This window comes from Janthinobacterium sp. FW305-128, assembly GCF_020858135.1.
Taxonomy (GTDB): Bacteria; Pseudomonadota; Gammaproteobacteria; order Burkholderiales; family Burkholderiaceae_D; genus Janthinobacterium.
In genome coordinates, this window is sequence record NZ_JACYMK010000002.1 from 516,641 (window position 1) to 535,613 (window position 18,973).

16 protein-coding genes are annotated in these 18,973 nt (G+C 65.5%); 6 read left to right on the forward strand and 10 right to left on the reverse strand.

Annotated elements, in window-relative coordinates:
• The first annotated feature begins 9 nt into the window (after positions 1 to 9).
• From IGS60_RS07165 to IGS60_RS07185, 5 genes are all read left to right on the forward strand, one after another.
• Complete coding sequence (locus IGS60_RS07165; RefSeq protein WP_230503341.1) at positions 10 to 1,962, forward strand: XrtA/PEP-CTERM system amidotransferase; 1,953 nt, start codon at positions 10 to 12, stop codon at positions 1,960 to 1,962.
• Between the two features lie 4 nt (positions 1,963 to 1,966).
• Positions 1,967 to 3,190 (forward strand): TIGR04063 family PEP-CTERM/XrtA system glycosyltransferase, encoded by a 1,224-nt coding sequence (locus tag IGS60_RS07170; RefSeq protein WP_230503343.1) that lies wholly within the window; start codon positions 1,967 to 1,969, stop codon positions 3,188 to 3,190.
• The gene (locus IGS60_RS07175; protein WP_230503345.1) at positions 3,187 to 5,622 is read left to right on the forward strand and encodes a glycosyltransferase; all 2,436 of its coding nucleotides are present in this window, start codon (positions 3,187 to 3,189) and stop codon (positions 5,620 to 5,622) included. The genes IGS60_RS07170 and IGS60_RS07175 overlap by 4 nt, the downstream gene beginning before the upstream one ends.
• An 84-nt stretch (positions 5,623 to 5,706) precedes the next feature.
• Entirely contained in the window at positions 5,707 to 6,417 is a 711-nt protein-coding gene (locus IGS60_RS07180) for a hypothetical protein (RefSeq protein WP_230503346.1), read from the forward strand.
• 1 nt (position 6,418) lies between these two features.
• The gene (locus IGS60_RS07185) at positions 6,419 to 7,033 is read left to right on the forward strand and encodes an RES family NAD+ phosphorylase (RefSeq protein ID WP_230503348.1); all 615 of its coding nucleotides are present in this window, start codon (positions 6,419 to 6,421) and stop codon (positions 7,031 to 7,033) included.
• 468 nt (positions 7,034 to 7,501) lie between these two features.
• On the opposite strand, the gene IGS60_RS07190 is transcribed toward IGS60_RS07185, so the two are convergent.
• The 3 genes from IGS60_RS07190 to IGS60_RS07200 all read right to left on the reverse strand — a co-directional run bounded on the left by IGS60_RS07190 (position 7,502) and on the right by IGS60_RS07200 (position 8,757).
• Complete coding sequence (locus tag IGS60_RS07190) at positions 7,502 to 7,912, reverse strand: hypothetical protein (RefSeq protein WP_230503350.1); 411 nt, start codon at positions 7,910 to 7,912, stop codon at positions 7,502 to 7,504.
• A gap of 126 nt (positions 7,913 to 8,038) precedes the next feature.
• Positions 8,039 to 8,512, reverse strand: a complete 474-nt coding sequence (locus IGS60_RS07195) for a MepB family protein (protein ID WP_230503352.1) — start codon at positions 8,510 to 8,512, stop codon at positions 8,039 to 8,041.
• A complete protein-coding gene (locus IGS60_RS07200) occupies positions 8,509 to 8,757 on the reverse strand; it encodes a hypothetical protein (protein ID WP_230503354.1) in 249 nt (82 codons plus the stop codon). Before IGS60_RS07200 ends, IGS60_RS07195 begins: the two co-directional genes overlap by 4 nt.
• 83 nt (positions 8,758 to 8,840) lie before the next feature.
• Here IGS60_RS07200 and IGS60_RS07205 point away from each other — a divergent pair, with 83 nt between their 5' ends.
• Positions 8,841 to 9,203, forward strand: a complete 363-nt coding sequence (locus IGS60_RS07205; protein WP_230503356.1) for a TfoX/Sxy family protein — start codon at positions 8,841 to 8,843, stop codon at positions 9,201 to 9,203.
• On the opposite strand, the gene IGS60_RS07210 is transcribed toward IGS60_RS07205, so the two are convergent.
• From IGS60_RS07210 to IGS60_RS07240, 7 genes are all read right to left on the reverse strand, one after another.
• On the reverse strand, positions 9,192 to 10,196 hold the full coding sequence (locus IGS60_RS07210; protein WP_230503358.1) for a 2-hydroxyacid dehydrogenase: 1,005 nt from the start codon (positions 10,194 to 10,196) through the stop codon (positions 9,192 to 9,194). The genes IGS60_RS07205 and IGS60_RS07210 overlap by 12 nt on opposite strands.
• Positions 10,197 to 10,283: 87 nt before the next feature.
• Positions 10,284 to 11,477 (reverse strand): hypothetical protein, encoded by a 1,194-nt coding sequence (locus IGS60_RS07215; protein WP_230503359.1) that lies wholly within the window; start codon positions 11,475 to 11,477, stop codon positions 10,284 to 10,286.
• A gap of 44 nt (positions 11,478 to 11,521) precedes the next feature.
• A complete protein-coding gene (locus IGS60_RS07220) occupies positions 11,522 to 12,712 on the reverse strand; it encodes a hypothetical protein (RefSeq protein ID WP_230503361.1) in 1,191 nt (396 codons plus the stop codon).
• A 2-nt stretch (positions 12,713 to 12,714) separates the two neighbouring features.
• Positions 12,715 to 14,289, reverse strand: a complete 1,575-nt coding sequence (locus tag IGS60_RS07225) for an MBOAT family protein (RefSeq protein WP_230503363.1) — start codon at positions 14,287 to 14,289, stop codon at positions 12,715 to 12,717.
• A complete protein-coding gene (locus tag IGS60_RS07230) occupies positions 14,279 to 15,352 on the reverse strand; it encodes a glycosyltransferase family 4 protein (protein ID WP_230503365.1) in 1,074 nt (357 codons plus the stop codon). The genes IGS60_RS07225 and IGS60_RS07230 overlap by 11 nt, the downstream gene beginning before the upstream one ends.
• 2 nt (positions 15,353 to 15,354) lie before the next feature.
• A complete protein-coding gene (locus IGS60_RS07235) occupies positions 15,355 to 16,836 on the reverse strand; it encodes an oligosaccharide flippase family protein (protein ID WP_230503367.1) in 1,482 nt (493 codons plus the stop codon).
• A 15-nt stretch (positions 16,837 to 16,851) separates the two neighbouring features.
• Complete coding sequence (locus IGS60_RS07240; RefSeq protein WP_230503369.1) at positions 16,852 to 18,936, reverse strand: glycosyltransferase; 2,085 nt, start codon at positions 18,934 to 18,936, stop codon at positions 16,852 to 16,854.
• Between the last annotated feature and the right edge of the window lie 37 nt (positions 18,937 to 18,973).

The following is an 18,973-nucleotide window of genomic DNA, read 5'->3' on the forward strand; positions in this document are numbered from 1 at the left end:
AGGCCTTCCATGTGCGGCATCAGCGGCATCTTTGATTTGCAGGGCCAGCGCGACATCGACGTGCCGCTGCTGGCGCGCATGAACCACAGCCTGCGCCACCGGGGGCCGGACGAGGGAGGATTGCACCGCGAGCCGGGCCTCGGCCTGGCGCACCGGCGCCTGTCCGTGATCGACCTGGCCAGCGGCCAGCAGCCGCTGTTCAACGCCGACCGCAGCATCGCCATCGTCTTCAATGGCGAAATCTACAACTATCGCGCGCTGATGGCGGAATTGCGCCAGTTCGGCCACTCCTTCCGCACCAGCAGCGACACGGAAGTCATCGTGCACGCCTGGGAACAATGGGGAGAGCAATGCGTGCGGCCCCTGCGCGGCATGTTCGCCTTCGCCCTGTGGGACCGCCGGCGCCATGTGCTGTTCCTGGCGCGCGACCGCCTGGGCGTCAAACCGCTGTACTACGGCGAGGCGCAGGACGGCACCCTGCTGTTCGGCTCCGAACTCAAAGCCCTGCTCGCGCATCCGGCCATGCCGCGTGAACTCGACCCGCTGGCCCTGGAAGAGTATTTCGCCTACGGCTATGTGCCCGAGCCGCGCAGCATCTTCCAGCACGCGCGCAAGCTGCCGCCCGGGCATACCCTGTCCATCCGCGCCGGCCAGCCGCTGCCCGCGCCGCAATCCTATTGGGATATTCCGTTCACGCCGAACCCGCCCGCCAGCGAGGCGCAGGCGGCCGACGAACTGCTGGCGCGCCTGCGCGAGGCCGTGCGCATCCGCATGGTGGCCGAAGTGCCGCTCGGAGCATTCCTGTCCGGCGGCGTCGATTCGAGCGCCGTCGTGGCGCTGATGGCCGGGGCCAGCAGCACGCCCGTCAACACGTGCTCCATCTCGTTCGGCGACCCCGCGTACAACGAGGCGCGCTACGCCGACCTCGTGGCGCGCCGCTATGGCACGGCGCACCACGCGCGCCAGGTGGAGCAGGACGACTTCGAGCTGATCGACCTGCTGGCCAATCTGTACGACGAACCATTCGCCGACAGTTCCGCCATGCCCACCTACAGGGTGTGCCAGCTGGCGCGCCAGCGGGTCACGGTGGCCCTGTCGGGCGACGGCGGCGATGAAAGCCTGGCCGGCTACCGGCGCTACCGCCTGCACACGCGCGAGGAAAAAGTGCGCAAGGCGATGGAACCGCTGCTGCCGGCCGGCTTGCGCCAGTCGCTGTTCGGCACCCTGGGGCGGTTGTATCCGAAGGCCGACTGGGCGCCGCGCTTCCTGCGCGCCAAGACCACCTTCGAAGGCCTGGCGCGCGACACGACGGACGCGTATTTTCACGGCGTCAGCCTGCTGGGCGACGCCATGCGCGCGCGCCTGTTCAGCCCAGAGCTGCGGCGCAGCCTGCACGGCTACCGCGCCGTCGAAGTGCTGCGCCGCCACGCGCTGGCCAGTCCCGCGCACGATCCGCTGTCGCAGGTGCAGTACCTGGACCTGAAAACCTACCTGCCCGGCGACATCCTCACGAAAGTCGACCGGGCCAGCATGGCGCATGCGCTGGAAGTGCGTTCGCCCCTGCTCGACCATGAACTGGTGGCGTGGATGTCGGGCCTGCCGCCGCAATTCAAGCTGCGGCGCGGCGAAGGCAAGTACCTGCTGAAAAAAGCCCTGCGCCCGTTGCTGCCCGACACCCTGCTGTACCGCCAGAAGATGGGCTTTTCCGTGCCGCTGGCCGACTGGCTGCGCGGCCCGCTGCGCCAGCGCCTGCAGCAGCGGCTGCTCGGCCCGACCCTGGCGCAGTGCGGCCTGTTCGACATGGACTACGTGCGCCTGCTGCTCGAGCAGCACGCGAGCGGCCGGCGCGACTACAGCGCGCCCCTGTGGTCGCTGCTGATGTTCGAAGCCTTTTTGCGCCAGGTGCTGCCCGTCGACGGCCGCAAGGCGGCGGTACCCGCGCCGGCCATGGCGATGGAGTGAATCCATGCGCATCCTGCACATCCTCGACCACTCGCTGCCCCTGCACAGCGGCTACACGTTCCGCACCCTGGCCATCCTGCGGCAGCAGCGCGAACTGGGCTGGTTCACCATGCAGCTCACCAGTGCCAAGCAGGGGCCGTCCGATGGCGCGCAGCAGCTGGTCGACGGCTGGCATTTCTACCGCACGGCGCCCGATGCCCGCTGGTGGGCACACCTGCCCGTGCTGCGGCAGGTGGCCGTCATCGTCGGCCTGGCCGTGCGACTGCGCCGGCTGGCGCAACGGCTCAAGCCCGACATCCTGCACGCGCACTCGCCCGCGCTGAACGCCATCGCCGCCCTCAACGCGGGCCGCGCGCTGGGCATTCCCGTCGTGTACGAAGTGCGCGCCTTCTGGGAAGACGCGGCCGCCGACCATGGCAGCAGCCGGCCCGGCGGCCTGCGCTACCGGCTCACGCGGGCGCTGGAAACCTATGCGCTGCGCCGCGCCGACGCCGTCACCACGATCTGCGAGGGCCTGCGGCGCGAACTGTGCGCGCGCGGCGTGTCCGCGCATAAAATCACGGTGATCCCGAACGCCGTCGATGCCGGGGCCTTCAGCATCACCGCGCCCGACGATCTCTGGCTGGCGCACAAACTGCGCCTGCATGGCCATCTGGTCATCGGCTTCATCGGCTCGTTCTATGCCTACGAGGGGCTGGCCCTGCTGCTGCGCGCCATGCCGCGCATGCTGGCGGCGCAGCCGGCATTGCGGCTGCTGCTGGCCGGCGGCGGGCCGCAGGACGCGGCGCTGCAGGCGCTGGCGGCGCAGCTGGGCATAGACCATGCCGTGGTCTTCGCGGGCAGAGTGCCGCATGCGCAGGTGGCAAGCTATTATCAGCTGGTCGACATCTGCGTGTATCCGCGCCTGCCGATGCGTTTGACGGAGCTGGTGACGCCCTTGAAACCGCTCGAGGCGATGGCGCAGGGCCGCCTCGTGGTGGCGTCCGACGTGGGCGGCCACCGCGAACTGATCGAGCATGGCGCGACGGGCATGCTGTTTCGCGCCGGCGACGCCGAGGCGCTGGCGCAGACAATATTGAACCTGCTGCTGGCACCGGCCAGCTGGCCGCTGCTCCGGCGCCAGGCGCGCGCCTTCGTCGAGACGGAGCGCAGCTGGAGCGCCAGCGTGGGCCGCTATGCGCCCGTGTATGCGCGCGTGGCGGCGGGTACGGCCGGAGCCGTGCCATGATCTTCACGGGCCTGCGCATCGCGCTGGTCGGCCCGCAGCCGCCGCCGGCCGGCGGCATGGCCAATCAAACGGCGCAGCTGGCGCGGCTGCTGCGCGAGGACGGCGCGCAAGTGCAGCTGCTGGCCGTCAACGGCCCCGTGCTGCCGCCCTGGCTGGCGCGCATCCGCTACCTGCGCGCCGCGCTGCGCCTGCCACTGCTGCTATGGCGCCTGTGGCGCGCCGCCAATACGGTCGACCTGTTCCACATCATGGCCAATTCCGGCTGGTCATGGCACCTGCAGGCCGCCCCCGCGCTGTGGATCGCCAGCTGGAAAGGCAAACCCGCCCTGCTCAATTACCGGGGTGGCGAAGCGGCCGCCTTTTTCGCCCGTTCGCCGCGCCTTGTGGCGTTCAGCCTGCGCCGCGCCAGCGCCATCGTCGTGCCGTCGGCCTACCTGGCCGGCGTCTTCGAGCAGTACGGCCATACGGCCCACATCGTGCCGAACGTGGTGGACTTGCAGCGCTTTACGCCGGCCGCGCCGCGTGCGCCAGGCGATGCCGGCCCGTGCATCCTCGTGGCGCGCCATCTGGAACAGCTGTACGACAATGCCAGCGCCGTGCGCGCCTTCGCCATCGTGCGCGAGGCTTTTCCCGCGGCGCGCCTGGTGCTGGCCGGGGGCGGACCGCAGCGCGCGGCGCTGGCGCGCCTGGCCAGATCGCTCGGCGTGAAAGATGCCGTGCGCTTCGCCGGCCCCGTCGACAACGCGGCCATGCCGGCGCTGTACCAGGCCAGCGACATCGTCCTCAATCCCAGCCTGGCCGACAACATGCCCAATTCCGTGCTCGAGGCGCTGGCCTGCGGCGTGCCCGTCGTCAGCACCAATGTGGGCGGCATCCCCGCGCTGCTACAGGACGGCGTGACGGCCTTGCTGGTGCCGCCCGGCGATCCGGCCGCCATGGCACAGGCCATGCTGGCGCTGCTGCGCGACCGGCAGCGCGCGCGCGCGCTGGCAGAGGCGGGCCTGGCGCACGCCGCCGCCTTCGGCTGGCCCGGTATCGCACCCAGGCTGGCCGCCCATTACCGCCGCATCCGCGCCGCGCCGCGCCCCGGCGTCTACACGCGCTGCGTCGCTCGCTGGCTGTTTCCCCTGCATGAATGGCTCAAGGGCCACCACAGCGCGCGCCTGCTGCGCCGGCTGGAACGCTCGCAGTGGTGGAGCGCCCAGCAGCTGCAAGAGTGGCAGCTGGCGCGCCTGCGCGCGCTGCTGCGCCACGCGGGCGCGCACGTGCCCTACTACCGCGCCCTGTTCGCCCGCAGCGGTTTCGACCCCGAGCAGGTGCGGCAACTGGCCGATCTATCGCGCCTGCCGCTGCTGCGCAAGGCGGATATCTCCAGCGCGCGCGACAGCTTCAAGTCCGCCCGCGCCGTGGGCTTGCGCCCGTTCGCCACGGGCGGCTCCAGCGGCGAGCCGCTGCAGTTTTTCCTGGGACGGCGCAGGGTCAGCCACGACATCGCCGCCAAGTGGCGCGCCACGCGCTGGTGGGGCGTCGACATCGGCGACCGCGAAGCCGTGCTGTGGGGCTCTCCCATCGAGCTGCATGCGCAGGACCGCCTGCGCCGCCTGCGCGACGCGCTGCTGCGCACCACCCTGCTGCCCGCGTTTGCCATGTCGCCCGCGCGCCTCGACGGCTACGTGCAGCAATTGCGCCGCTGGCGCCCGCGCATGCTGTTCGGCTATCCGTCGGCCCTGTGCCGCATCGCCGGCCACGCCAGCGCGCGCGACCTGCCGCTCGACGGCCTGGGCGTGAAAGTGGCGTTCGTCACTGCCGAACGCCTGTACGACGAACAGCGCGCGCAGATCGCCGCCGCCTTCGGCTGCCCCGTCGCCAACGGCTACGGCGGGCGCGACGCGGGCTTCATCGCCCACGAATGCCCGGACGGCGGCATGCACATCACGGCCGAAGACATCATCGTGGAAATTGTTGATGGCCAGGGCCGGCCGCTGCCTCCAGGGGCCACCGGCGACATCGTTGTCACCCACCTGGCCACGCAGGACTACCCCTTCATCCGCTACGCCACGGGCGACGTGGGCGCGCTGGGCACGCAGCCGTGCACCTGCGGCCGCGGCCTGCCCCTGCTGCAGAAAATCGAAGGGCGCAGCACGGATTTCCTCACGGCCGTCGACGGCACCGTCATGCACGGCCTGGCCCTCGTCTACATCGTGCGCGAACTGCCGCAGGTGCGCAGTTTCAAGATCATCCAGGAAACCCTGCTGCGCACGCGCGTGCTGCTCGTCTGCCTGCCGCGCCTGGACGACGCCACGCGCAGCGCCATCGTCGCCGCTTTCCAGGCCAGGCTGGGCACGCAGGTCGACATCGCCATCGAGGAAGTCGACGAAATCGCGGCGGAGGCGTCGGGAAAGTACCGGTATGTGGTGAGCAAGGTGGCTTAACGCCGAAACGCCACCGAATATGGTTGCTTTGGTTGTCAATATCAGCTTATGGAGTAGAATCTGGTATGGTAACTGGAGGGTGTCATGGCAAAGTTGGAAGTCTCAAAGCCAGCAAAAGTGAAGAGCGCGCATCGAATAACAGTGCCTGACGCAAGCAAGGCCCTGGGTGATTCGCTCCGAAAGATCGGCGCAAAAGGCATCGACCTTGGCGAGGGCTACGTATTGGTCAAGATACGACGCCCCAAACAGCTAGCGCATCATGCGCGTGAAAAGGATACGGCGTATGTACCGCGACAGCTGCCGGGAGTGCCTGTGGTTTCTAGTGCAGATCTCCAGGAATTGATTCAGCGATTCCAGCGCACACATACAATGCAAGCCGGTATAAGCACGATTCCGCCAGAAAACCAGGCATTCCTCGATCAGTTTTCCCGCCAGGAAATGCAAAGATATGCGAGCCTGGAAAAGAAAGGCGAATTGGTCGATTCAAGAACACTGGCCGAGCAAATGGGCGTGACGCGGCAGGCGATCAGCAAGGCTGTGACGGAACAGCGAATGTTTTCCATGGATAGTGTCTCCGGCAAGAAGCTGTACCCTGCCTTCTTCGCCGATCCCACCTTGAACCGTCGCCAGCTCAGCAAAGTGAACAAGGAATTGGGACAGCTGGCTGGGTCCAGCAAGTGGCAATTCTTCACCACTGCGCGGATGTCGCTCAACGGCAGCAGTCCGCTCAATGCTTTACGGAAAGGAAAATTTGCCGACGTCATCGCCGCAGCGACAGCGTTCAGGGAGGCATGATGTGACCGCGACCAGGCTGAAACCACCTCCGAAGGTGCTGGCAACGAGCGCGACGCTTCCCGTCGTCGGGTTGCCGGTGCCCGGCCTGTACCGTATCTCGGGACATGCGACTGGCGAACCCTATTTTGGCTCCAGCGGAGGGAACCGGTTTGATGCACCTGGCTGCAAGAAAGGCCATCCCGAATACAACACTTGCTATCTGGGGCCGAGCTTTGATGTTGCTCTTGCCGAGTCCCTGTTGCACGATGCAGTGCCTGTGAAGGGCGCATTTCCTATCGCCAAATCCGAGATTGATCGCCGGTGGGTACATCAATTCATTGGTAGTTTGCGACTGTTTGACCTGACCGGCCATTTGCTCAAGCAGATGGGCGGACATGCTGGCCTGACCGGCACCTCAAGTTACACGCTGCCGCAACAATGGGCGCTGGCCGTGTATCGCAATCCGCTCCAGGTCGATGGCTTCCTGTATACGTCGCGTCATTTCACCAACGAAAAGGCGGTCGTGCTATTTGATCGCGCCAGGTCCTATCTCACGGCCGTTGGCGGACCTGTCCAGCTTATAGCGGCACCGGAAATGCCGGATGCCATGCGACTGTTTAATATCATTCCTGCGTGATATCGCCAATTCTCCGCTAAATCCGCTTGCTGCGTGATGTTGTCCGCCTTGCGTTGATGGTCCATTTGCTAACCGCAGCAGGTCTGAAACGGTAAATATGATCGCGTTCTCTTGAAAGGAGCACACGTGCATGTTACAGGCTCACGCTTGTGATGCCTTCTGATTTTCCTCACGCTTTAAGCCTATCGACAGCCCTACGCATCCACTACCAACCACAAGGAAAGAGTATGAGTCCACATCTGATGTGCTGGTATTTTCCGCTTCCTCAAGTAAGCTGTCCCCCAGCTTTTTCCATACTTCCGACTTTTCTGGCGTAGTAATGGCATCGACCAGGCAGATCACTTTTTTTATATCTCTGGCGTGGTTTGTGGAATAAGAACTAATGCAACCTCAATTAACTTCTTTAATTTCGTTACATTTTCCACAAATCTTCCATTTTTTGATTATTGATGAAAACACATTGCAGGCTCAGTTAGCCGTACAGACACCCATTGCCTGTGTCTCGCCTGACGTATTTGTGAGATTAAATGAAACAAGAAACATTTTATGCTTTGTCATTAACTGTTTTATTTTTTCAGTGCACACCCTGGCCTGCCAAATCTCAGTACGCGCCAGGTTTGCCAGGAACTTCGCCCTGTCGACATCTGCGCCAGGCGCCGACATGAATTCGACGGCATCTGTCGAAAATTTCAGCACATAGGAGAGCCTGGGCTTTTCTAAGGTCTGCACCAAGGAGTCATAACTCATTTTTGCTTCGAACGAAGCAGCGACTTCGTTTCCGTAGCCATTCAACTCCCCTGCAATTTTTCCGGGATCTGGAGAGCAGCCACATAGCGATACCAAAGCAAGGAAAAAACCATATATTTTAAATTTCTTCATATTATATTTTTCAGAAAGAGCATATTCCCCGGCATTTATTGGACTCCATGCCGCTTACATTGAGTATATATCCGCAACGATGGCATGTATATATCAATATTCGACTAGATAATATTAAGGTCTGGTTCAGCCTTTCAGCAAGCAAGCAATCCCGGATACATCCTCCTGCGCCACAAACCACTCCCCCTGCCACCGCTGCGTGCGCTGCGCCTGCGGCGCTTCCGGCGCGCACCAGGGCGGATATACGCGCAGCGCCCGTTTGCCGCCGTGGCCGGCGCGCGACATCACGCCGCGCTCGATCAGCACGCTGCGCGGGAAGATGAAAAAGCCGTGCCGCGCACCGTCGCCGTCGGCATCGGCCACGGCGATGATGACGGCATCGACGGGGTCGGCTTCGTCCAGCGGGGCGATGTCGGCGTCGGGATGGGGGCGCTTCCAGACGGTGACGAACTGGCCGGTTTTCGTCGGCGTGGTCTTGGCCACGCGCAAGACCAGGCGCTTGCCGTGCAGTTCGGTGCGGCAAGCGCCGTATTCCGCGCTCTCCGCTTCCGGCACGGGCGCTTGCGGCAAGCCCAGGAAGGCCCAGGGACTGGCCTTCATTGCGCGCTGAACTCGGCTGCGGCCTTGGCCGCCCACAACGCTTCGGCGTGGCTGGCGAACGGGCTGTCGTAGCCGTCGACGTTGCCGTCCTCGTCGACAAAATACAGCCACCACCCATCGGCCTGCTCACGGATGGCCGTATGGCCCGGTGCGCAATGGGTTTCGACGGCCTGGTCAGCCGTCAGGGTGGCGATGGTGATGCCACGGTGAATAATATGGTGGGGTGTCATGGAAGAATAATTCATGCGAAAAAATCAATGGCCGTAGTGTAGCCGCACCACCCTGTCCTGGCCAGTGCGTTACACTATTCCTTGATACGGAGGACAACATGGCATCACAGCAAGGCACGGTGGATTTCCTGCTCGACCAGATGACGGGCGCGGGCGGTATCAGCGCAAAAAAAATGTTTGGCGAGTACGGCCTGTATTGCGACGGCAAGATGTTCGCCATCGTCGCAGACGACCAGCTCTTCATCAAGCCGACGGACGCGGGCCGCGCCTGGATCAGCACCATGGGCACGCTGCAGGAAGCGCCGCCCTACCCGCAAGCCAAGCCGTATTTCCTCATCGATGGCGGGCTGTGGGACGAGCGCGACTGGTTGTCCCAGCTGGCGCGGCGCACGGCGGACGCCTTGCCGCAGCCGAAACCCAAGCCGCCGCCCAAGCCAAAGAAACCGGCATCAAGCAGTTAATACGCTGTTCTCGCACGCATTGCCTTGGCGGAAGCACGCCAGGTTGTGGTAGGTGATGGCGGCGATTTCGCGCAGCGCCTCGATGGTGAAGAAGCCCTGGTGGCCCGTCACCAGCACATTCGGGAAGGTCATCAGGCGCTGGAAAATGTCGTCGTCGATGATGTCGGACGAGCGGTCCTGGAAGAACAGATTGCTTTCCTGCTCGTACACGTCGATGGCCAATGAGCCCAGCTGGCGCGATTTGAGCGCTTCGATGACGGCGCCCGTGTCGATCAGGCCGCCGCGCGAGGTGTTCACCAGCATGGCGCCCTTCTTCATCAGCGGCAACGTTGCTTCGCTGATCATGTGGCGCGTGCTCTCCATCAACGGGCAATGCAGCGAGACGATGTCGGACTCGGCCAGCAGCTGCGGCAATTCCACCATCATGCCCAGTTGCGCGAACGCGGGCGCCGGATACGGGTCGTGGCCCAGCACCGTGCAGCCGAAGCCCTTGAAAATGCGCGCCGTGGCCAGGCCGATCTTGCCCGTGCCGACGATGCCCACGGTCTTGCCGTGCAAGGTGGCGCCCAGCAAGCCGTCGAGCGAGAAATTGCCTTCCCGCACGCGAGCATACGCGCGGTGCGTGTGGCGGTTCAGCGTCTGCACCAGGGCCAAGGTGTATTCGGCCACGGCTTCCGGCGAGTAGGCGGGCACGCGGGCAACGAACAGGCCCAGGCGCCGGGCCGCTTCCAGGTCGAGGTTGTTGTAGCCGGCGCAGCGCAGCAGGATGGCGCGCACGCCGTAGCCGTGCAGCGCTTCCAGCACTGGCGCGTCGAGCACGTCGTTGACGAAGACGCAGACGGCCTGCGCGCCTTGCGCCAGGATCGCGGTTTCCTGGCTCAGCAAGGCGCTGTGGTAGACCAGTTCGATGCCGGCCGCGTCGGGCTGGGACGGCAAGGCTTCATCAAAGAAACGGCGGTCGTAGGGCTGGCTGGCAAAGAAGGCGATTTTCATGGTGTGTCCTGGAACTTGCTGGATGGCAAAACATCATCATAGCGCAAGCCCCCTGCCCCGCGGCGTACGTCTGGTTCCAACGACGTCCTATTTGGGTTCGCGGGGCAAGGTCAGCACGTGGCGCAGATAGGCCGTTTCTTCCGTGTGCTGCGCGTGATAGCGCTCGCGCGCGGCCCGCGTGGCCGCCTGGTGGGCCGCGATGCTGCTTTCCGTCAGTTCGACGCCGAAGTCCGCCGGCGGCGGCACCTCGCCGCCAAACAGGCGCGCGAGGATGAAACGGCCCACATTGTCGCGGTAGTGCGACGCTTCCCAGTAATAGCGCATCTCGCGCGCGCCCGTCACCTGCGGGATCGGTTCGCTGGTGATGCTGTTGAAACCGGAAAAATCAACCAGGCGCACGTCGCAGCCCAGGCGCCGGTAGCGCCCGGCCATCTGCGCCAGGTCGCGCTGCCAGGCTTCCATGGCGTCCCACTTGCCGCGCCAGTACAGGGCGTCGAGCGTGAGCGCGTGCGTGGGATTGATGTACAGGCGCAGGCGCGTGCCGCCACGGCACAGCTTGTCGACGCTGGCATCGAAGGCTTGCAGCGCGGGTGCGGTCGGGCCCAGGCCGTCGCCGAATTCCTGCAGGCGCGGCTTGAAGGCGCGCGCCGTGCCGACCCAGACGCGGTTGCGGCTGGTGAGGCAGGACTCGTCGCGCTGGCCGTACAGGGCCAGGCTGGACAGACAGACGCCATCATAGGTACCGCTGAGGATGCGCCAGCTATCCTGGGTCATGTCCACGGTCAGGCCACGCTTGATGTTGAGCAAGGCGCGGCGCGCGAAAAACGCGGGAGCGGGATCCGTCAAGCCCGGCTCCACGCCGGCCGAGCCCAGTTCCAGCGAAAACGAGGGCGCGTCAATGCCCCATACCATGGTGTCGACCTGGCTGACCCTGGCCGCGTGCTCGGCCAGGCGGATGGCCTCGCCGATCGAGGCGCCCGAGACGGCGCTGTTGAAAACGCTCTTGCCATCGAACAAAGTACGCATGCTGTTCACCGGCAAACCCATTTCCGTGCGCGAATTGCCGATGTAGACGACGGCGGGCCGGTAGCGCGCCACGGCATACGTCTTGCCCCACACGCTGAGTTTTTCCGTCGTCGGCCGCAATCGCTGCAGCAGCGGGCTGTCCCATTGATGCAGCAAGTAGGGATCGACGTGATAGTTCACGGCGGAAACGAGGGCCAGCGCGGCCAGCGCACAGGCAAAGAAGGTGGCGAGGTAGCGGCGGGCGGTGGTATCCATGGTCAGCTTTGAAAGTAGAGAAATGGCGTACGTGGCGTCTTGCATCAGCGCCGGATCAGCGGTCCGTCCAGCACCCGCTGCGTATAGGCCGCCTCGCGCGCGTGTTCCACGCGATAGCGGTCGCGCGCGGCGCGCATGGCCGCCTGGTGGGCGTCGACGTTGGCGGGCGTCAGCTCCACGCCGAAATCGGCGGGCGCCGGCGTGCCGCCGCCGAACAGGCGCGCCAGGATCAAGCGGCCCACATTGTCCCGGTAATGCGACACTTCCCAGTAATAATGCATGTCGGGCTTGCCGCTGACGAGCGGGGTCGGTTCCGTCGTAATGCTGTTAAAGCCGGAAAAATCAACCAGGCGCACGTCGCAGCCCTGCCGGCGGTGGCGCTCGACGATCCGCACCAGGCCGCGCTGCCAGGCCTGCATGGCATCCCACTTGCCGCGCCAGTGCAGCGCGTACAAGGTCAATGCGTGCGTGGGGTTGATGTACATGCGCAGGCGCAGGCCGCCCCGGCACAGCTTGCCGACGCTGGCATCAAACGCTGGTGTCGAGGGCGGCGTCGGCCCCAGGCCATCGCTGAATTCCTGCAGCCGCACGGGAATGGCTTCCGCCGTTCCCAGCCAATGCCTTATCCCCTTGATGGTGCACGTCTCGTCGCGCTGCCCATACAAGGCCAGGTTCGAGCGGCAGACATCGCCGGCATTGCCGGTGAGGATGCGCACGCTGTCCTCCGTCATGTCCAGGGTCAGGCCGCGCTTCAGGTTGACGAGGGCGCGCCGGGCGAAAAAGCCGTGCCGGGCGCCCGTCAGGCTGTCCTCCACGCGCGCCGCTCCCATATCCAGGGAAAACGTGGGCGCGTCGATGCCCCACACCATGGTCTCGACGCGGCTGACCCTGGCCGCATGCTCGGCCAGACGGATGGCGTCGCCGATCGAGGCGCCGGACACCGCGCTGTTGAAGATGCTCTTGCCGTCAAACAGGGCGCGCACGCCTGTGGGCAAGCCCAGTTCCGTGCGCGAATTGCCGATGTAGATGATGGCCGGCCGGTAGCGCGCCACGGCATAGGTCTTGGCCCAGGCGCCGAGCTTTTCGTTCAGCTGGCGCGGGCGCTGCACCAAGGGACTGTCCCACTGGTGCAGCAGGTAGGGGTCGACCTGGTAGTTCAGGAGCGAGACGGCGCCGAGCACCAGGAAGACGCAGGCGAAGAAACCGATGACGTAGCGGCGGGCGGCGGTGTCCATGCTCAGAACTGGAAGTAAAGAAATTCGGTGACGCGGTTCATGCCGAAGATGCAGGCGACGAACAGCGCGGCCAGGCCCACGCTCCAGCGGGACGTGGGCCGCCAGCTGAACGCCCAGCGCCCCGCAGGCTGAAAGATTCTTTCAATGGCAGGCTCGTAGAGAAAGAATATTTCTTGCGTGTTCGGCGCCTTGAAAGCCAGCAGCATCGCCGCCAGCAACACAGGCAAGCCGGGACCGGCCAGTTCGATCCAGCGGATGCCGTCGAATGCGGGCTGCCAGCCCCATTGCGCCAGGCTGGACGCGTGGCTGGCCAGGCCGCGCGGCAGGCTCACGCCATTCGCGCCCACCAGCGCGCCGGCTATATCCCAGGCCGTGGCCACGTCGGGCGCGCGGAAGAAGATCCAGGCCAGCATGACGGCAAGAAAAGTCAGGACGCCGGGCCACCAGCGCAGCCAGCAGTACTCCGGCGCCGCGCCGAAGAGCCGCTGCCACGCCTGCTGCAGCACCAGATACAGCCCATGCAAGCCGCCCCAGATGACGAAGGTCCAGCCGGCGCCATGCCACAGGCCGCCCAGCAGCATGGTCAGCATCAGGTTACGGTAGCGCATGACTTCGCCGCGCCGGCTGCCGCCCAGCGGGATGTATAAATAGTCGCGCAGGAAACGCGACAAGGTCATGTGCCAGCGGCGCCAGAAGTCGGCGATGTTGGCCGCCTTGTACGGCGAGTTGAAGTTCAGCGGCAATTTCACGCCGAACAGGCGCGACAGGCCAATGGCCATGTCGGAATAGCCGGAAAAATCGAAATACAGCTGGAAGGTGTAGGCCAGCACGCCGATCCACGCCTCGATCAGGGTCGGCTGGGCGCCGGCCGCGAAGACGGGGATGGCCAGCGGCGACAGGTTGTCGGCGATCAGCACCTTTTTTGCCAGGCCGATGGTGAAGATCGACAGGCCGACGGCGAAATTGGCGGCGCGCGGATGGGCATTGGCCGGGTCGGCGAACTGCGGCATCATGTCGCGGTGGTGCAGCACGGGGCCGGCGATCAGGTGGGGAAAATAGCTGACGAACAGCACGTAATGGATGAAGCGGTATTCGCGCACCTCGCCCCGGTAGCAATCGACGAGGAAGGCGATCTGCGTGAAGGTAAAGAACGAGATGCCGATCGGCAGGATGATGTCGAGACCGTGCCACGGCAGCCTGGCGGCGTCGGCGCCTGTGGCCACGGCGACGGCATTGATGCTGTCGATGAAGAAATTCGCATATTTATAGTACGCGAGCAGGCCCAGGTTCAGTGCCAGCGCCGCCACCAGCACGCGCTTGCGCGCCGCGCCCGCGTGCGCGCCGATCAGCCGCCCCGCGCCGTAATTGACGCAGATCGACGCCAGCAGCAGCGGCAGATAGCGCACGTCCCACCAGGCATAGAAAAACAAAGACGCGAGCGCCAGCCACGTCGCGGGGGCCAGGCGGCGCCAGCTGGCGGACGTGCCGGCGGCAGGTGCCAGGCGGTCCAGCAGAAAATAGCCGGCCAGCACGATGGGCAGATAGCCGAACAGAAAGGCGAAGGAGTTAAACAGCATGTTGCCTCCTGGCAGGCAGCGACTGCGCCTGGTAGTAACAATCGACGATCTGCGCCGCCACCCGCTCCCATGTAAAACGCTCCACCAGCGCCTGCACGCGCGCGCGCTCGGGCGGCTGCGCCAGCAGTTCGAGGATGGCCTGGCGCTGCGCGGCGCCGTCGTCCCAGCGCACCTTGCGCAGCGCAAACGCGGAATCGGGCAAGTCGAGCGCGCTTTGCGCCGTCATGACGACGGGCGTGCCTGCCGCCAGCGCTTCGAGCACGCTCAAGGGAAACACTTCGCCCTGGCTGGGCAAGGCCGCCACGGCCGCCGCATGGTAGGCGCTGGCCAGCAGCGGGTCGGCGTGGTCGAGCGCGCCGAGCCAGCTGACGTGCGGCAAGTCCAGCAATTGCTGCAGATACGCCTGCTGTTCGCGCGGCGCGGCGCCGATCAGCACCAGCGGCAAGCCGGCGCCGGCCAGCGCCTGGGCCAGGCCCAGCTGGTTTTTATACGGCGAAATGCTGCCCACCATCAGCACGAACGGCCCGGCGATGCCCGTCTCGCGCAGGAACAGGTCGCCATTGGCCGTGAAGAAATGCGGGTTGATCCCGTTCGGCAAGACGTGGATGGCGTCGCCCCCCAAGCCAAAGCCTTGCACGATGGCGTCGCGCTCGGCCTGGCCCAGGGCGATCACCACGTCGGCCAGCTGCAAGGCGCGCCGCGTTTGCGCATAGCTCGTTTGCACCATCCATTCCGTCAGGCGCCCGGCCAGGCGGTCGGCCAGCCGCGCGCGCCAGGCGCTGGCGCGGTTCCAGCTGGGCGCCATCAGCGGCGACAGCACCACGGGCACGCCTTGCTCACTGGCCATTTCCATGATGCGGTAAGTGCCATTGCTCGCCGAAAACACGTGCAACACGTCGAAATCGGCCAGCCGCTCATGGTTGGCGTCCACCAGCTGCACCTCCAGGGGCCGCGCCGGCTGCTTGGGCAACCGGTTCAGCGCGGCAATGGTTTCGCGTACCTGAATCTGCAAGCCGCCGTCGCGCTGGAACAGCATCGGGTAGGACAAGATACCGACACGCATGGTCATCCTTTCGTGCATTTGACGGCCAGCCAACGGCCGGCCAGCTTGCGTTGCAATAACAGAAATTCGCCAGCGAGCTCATGCTTCAACAGGAACAGACCGGCCAGCCAGCACAGCAAGGTGACCAGCGCCGTGCCTGCCAGCGCCAGCAACGCCGGCGTATCGGCAGGCAGCCACAGCAGCGAAGCGACGGGCGCGACGGCGCTAAAGCCGCAGAGCAGCAGGCTCTTGCGCAAGGCCCGCGCCAGGATGCGCCAGTCGAGTGCGCTCAAGCGCCGCAGGCAGCAGTAATTGAGCCAGCTGCGCAGCACGTTGCTGAGCACCACGGCCCAGGCCACCGCCACCAGGCCGAACGGTGCCGCGGCCAGCAGCAGCGCCACTTTGATGGCGCCAGCCCAGGCATCGAGCCGCACCTGCGCATGCAGCTGGCCCGTCGCCACGAACAGGTAGCGGGCCATGCTGAACATGCTATACACGGCCGAGGACAGGCACATGATGCGGATCAAGGGCACACATCCGATCCATTGCGTGCCGTACAACACCTTGACCAGGGGCAAAGCCATGCAGGCGAGAAAGAGAAAAAACGGCCACGCCAGCGCCGTCATGTAGCTGATCGTACGCAAATACACGCGTTCCGCCCCGCCCTGCCCGCCTTGGCCGCCCCCTTCCCGCGCACGGGCGGCGAACAGGGGAAACACGACGGGAGAAATCGCGCTGGTGATGGCCTGGTTAAAGATATTGAGCACGCTTTGCGCCTTGCCGAACAGGGCCAGGCTTTCAATGCCGATCAGCTTGCCGATGATGAGGTCCGGCGCCGCCACGCCCGCCTCGTCGACAAGGCCGCCCCCCGTCGCATACGCGCCAAAGCGGGCGATATCGCCCATGCCGCGCCGTCCCGGCAGCCACGGCAGTTCGCGGGGCCGTACCAGCAGGCTCACCAGCAGCGAAGCGCAGGAACCGGCCAGCGCCGCCCACACCATGCTCATATAACTGTAGCCCTGCAGCGCCAGCAGCACGGCCACCAGCAGGTTGACGACGCTGTTGGCCGCATTGATGGCGTAAATGGCGCGAAAGCGCAGCTGGCGGCGCAGCATGGGCAAGGTCAAGGCGCTGAACGGAATCAACAGGAAATTGACCGACAGCAGCCGCAGCACGAGGGGCAGCCGTGGTTCGCCATAGAAATGCGCGAGCGGCGCGCTGGCCAGCAGCACCAAGGCCGCCAGCAGCCAGGCGACGAGCAGGCTGGTGGCCAGCGCGGCCCGCAGTTTCACGGCATCGAGCTGTTTTTCCTGGATCAGGTATTGCCCCACGCCAAAGTCGCGCACCACTTGCGCCAAGGCCACCAGCACGGCGCCCAGCGAATACACACCGACCTCGGCCGGCGTCAGCAGACGCGACAGCACCATGGTGGCGATGATGCCCAGCAGCAGCACCGTGTATTTTTCGGCAAACGAAAAGAAAAACGAATGGCGGGTGGCGCTCATGCGGGCCGCCCGCGCCTACACCAGGCCGGCGTAAAATGCGCGCAGCTGGCGTTCCAGGCGCGGCATCGAATAGCGCTGCACGGTTTCCTCGCGCGCCAGCCGCCCCATGCGGGCGCGCCGGGGGGCGTCCATCAGCAGCTGCGCCACGGCCGCGCAGGCGGCGTGCTCGTCTTCAAGCGGCAGCAATAGTCCGCCTGCGCTATCGTGCAGGATATCGTGCGTACCCGGCACGTCCGTCCCCACGGCCGGCACGCCGCAGGCCATGGCCTCGATGGTGGCGATGCCGAAGCCCTCGTTCTTACTCAGCAGTACATGCAGGTCGAAGGCCGGCATCAGCAGCTCGACGCGCTGCTGAAAACCGGCAAACACGACTCTGTCCTGCAAGCCCGTCTGCTGCGCCTGCAGCCGCAGCATCGCTTCCAGCGGCCCCGTGCCGACCAGCACTAAATATACGTTGGGAAATTGCGCGGCCAGCCTGGCGAACAGGTCCAGCAGCGCTTGCGGACGCTTTTGCGCAGACAATCGCGCCACGCAGCCGAGCACGAGCGCGTCTGGCGGCAGCCCCAGCTGCTTGCGCGCCAGTATTTTCCGCTCGGGCGAGACGATGAACGTGTCCGTATCGACGCCGTTGCGAATGACGGCCAGCCGCGTTTCCGGGCTCAGCATGTCGCGGTAGAGGTCAAGGAAATGCCGCATGGCCGACGGCGATACGGCATATACGCCTTTGACGGTGCGGAATGCTTCCTGCAGCCGGGGCCGCTGCCAGGCGCTGAAGGCTTCCAAAGGAAACGCATTGTGCACGCTGATCACGGCCGGCAGCCGGCATTGCCAGGCCAGCCACAGGATGGACGCGCCGTAACTGGTCCAGCAGAACGCCACGTGGACCAGGTCCGGCCGCAGCCGCCGCAGCCGCCACGCGCCCGTGACCCTGGCGCGCAGCCAATTCCAGCGCCGCCACGCCCAGTGTTCGAGAAACAGCGGCGGTTCATACACGCGCACCTGCAGATGCTGCGCACGCAAGCCTTGCACCCAGGCAGTAAAACCGGGAAAGCGCCGCAGCGCCAGCACGCTGTCGTAGCCGCTCGCGCCCAGCACTTTCGCTTCTTGCGCCATGCGCAGCTCCATGCCGCCCAGCTCGCCCGAATAACTGCTGATGACGATGCGCGGCAAGCGTTTTCTACGTCCGCGCCACGCTTCATGGAAAAATCCCCGCAGCCAGGCCCGTTCCCACTGGCGCAGGAACAGGTCGGCGTGGTCGCGCCGCAGCCAGGCCCGCACGGCGCCCAACGTATCGCGCACGTATCTGCCCAGCATCCAGCGCGGCACACCCAGCAATTCCACGCTGGGCGCCAGGGTCGCCAGCCGGCACTGGCCCCGGCCGAACAGCATGGCGCGGCGCAGTATCCAGGCGCGCTGCACTTGCGGGGCGCGGATGATGTGCGCCACCCGCGCTTGCGGACAGAACCAGGACGGATTGCCGGCCGCATGCATCTCCAGGTTGAGCCGGGTTTCGCTGCCCATGGCGTAATTGGCACCCTGCGGGCCGATGCTTTCGTCATAACGGGCGCCCGCCTCGAAGATGCGGCGGCGGATCGCCATGTTGGCGCCCCAGACGAGGCCCGGATAGATGGGGGCATCGCGCAAATCGGGGCTGGTGATGCCCCACGTCAAACCGACCGGGGTCAGGCGCAGCAGCCAGTCCGCCGGCTGCTCGCGCCAGGCGGGCACGATGGCGCCGCCGAACAGGGCATAGCCGGGGTGGGCGCGCGCGCAGGCCTGCAAGCGGCACAGCCAGTCGGGCGCGGGCATGGCGTCGTCGTCGCCAAAGACGAACAGCTCACTGCCATCGCCGCCCAGGCGCAAGGCATACTCGACGGCGCCATTCAGGGCGGGACTGCGGCCGCGCCGCGCCACGTGGACGGAACTCAGGGGCAAGCGGCCGCGGAAGGCGGCGATCACCTTGGCCGTGGCGTCCGTGCTGCCATTGTCGGCGATGATGAGGCGCCAGCCGCCCACGGGCGGTCGCAAGCCCATGTAGGCGCGCAATACCTGGGGCAAGGTGCCGGCGCCATTGTAGGTCGCCATGAGAACGGTCAACAAGGACATGCCTCCTTGGTCTTACCATGACAAAACTATG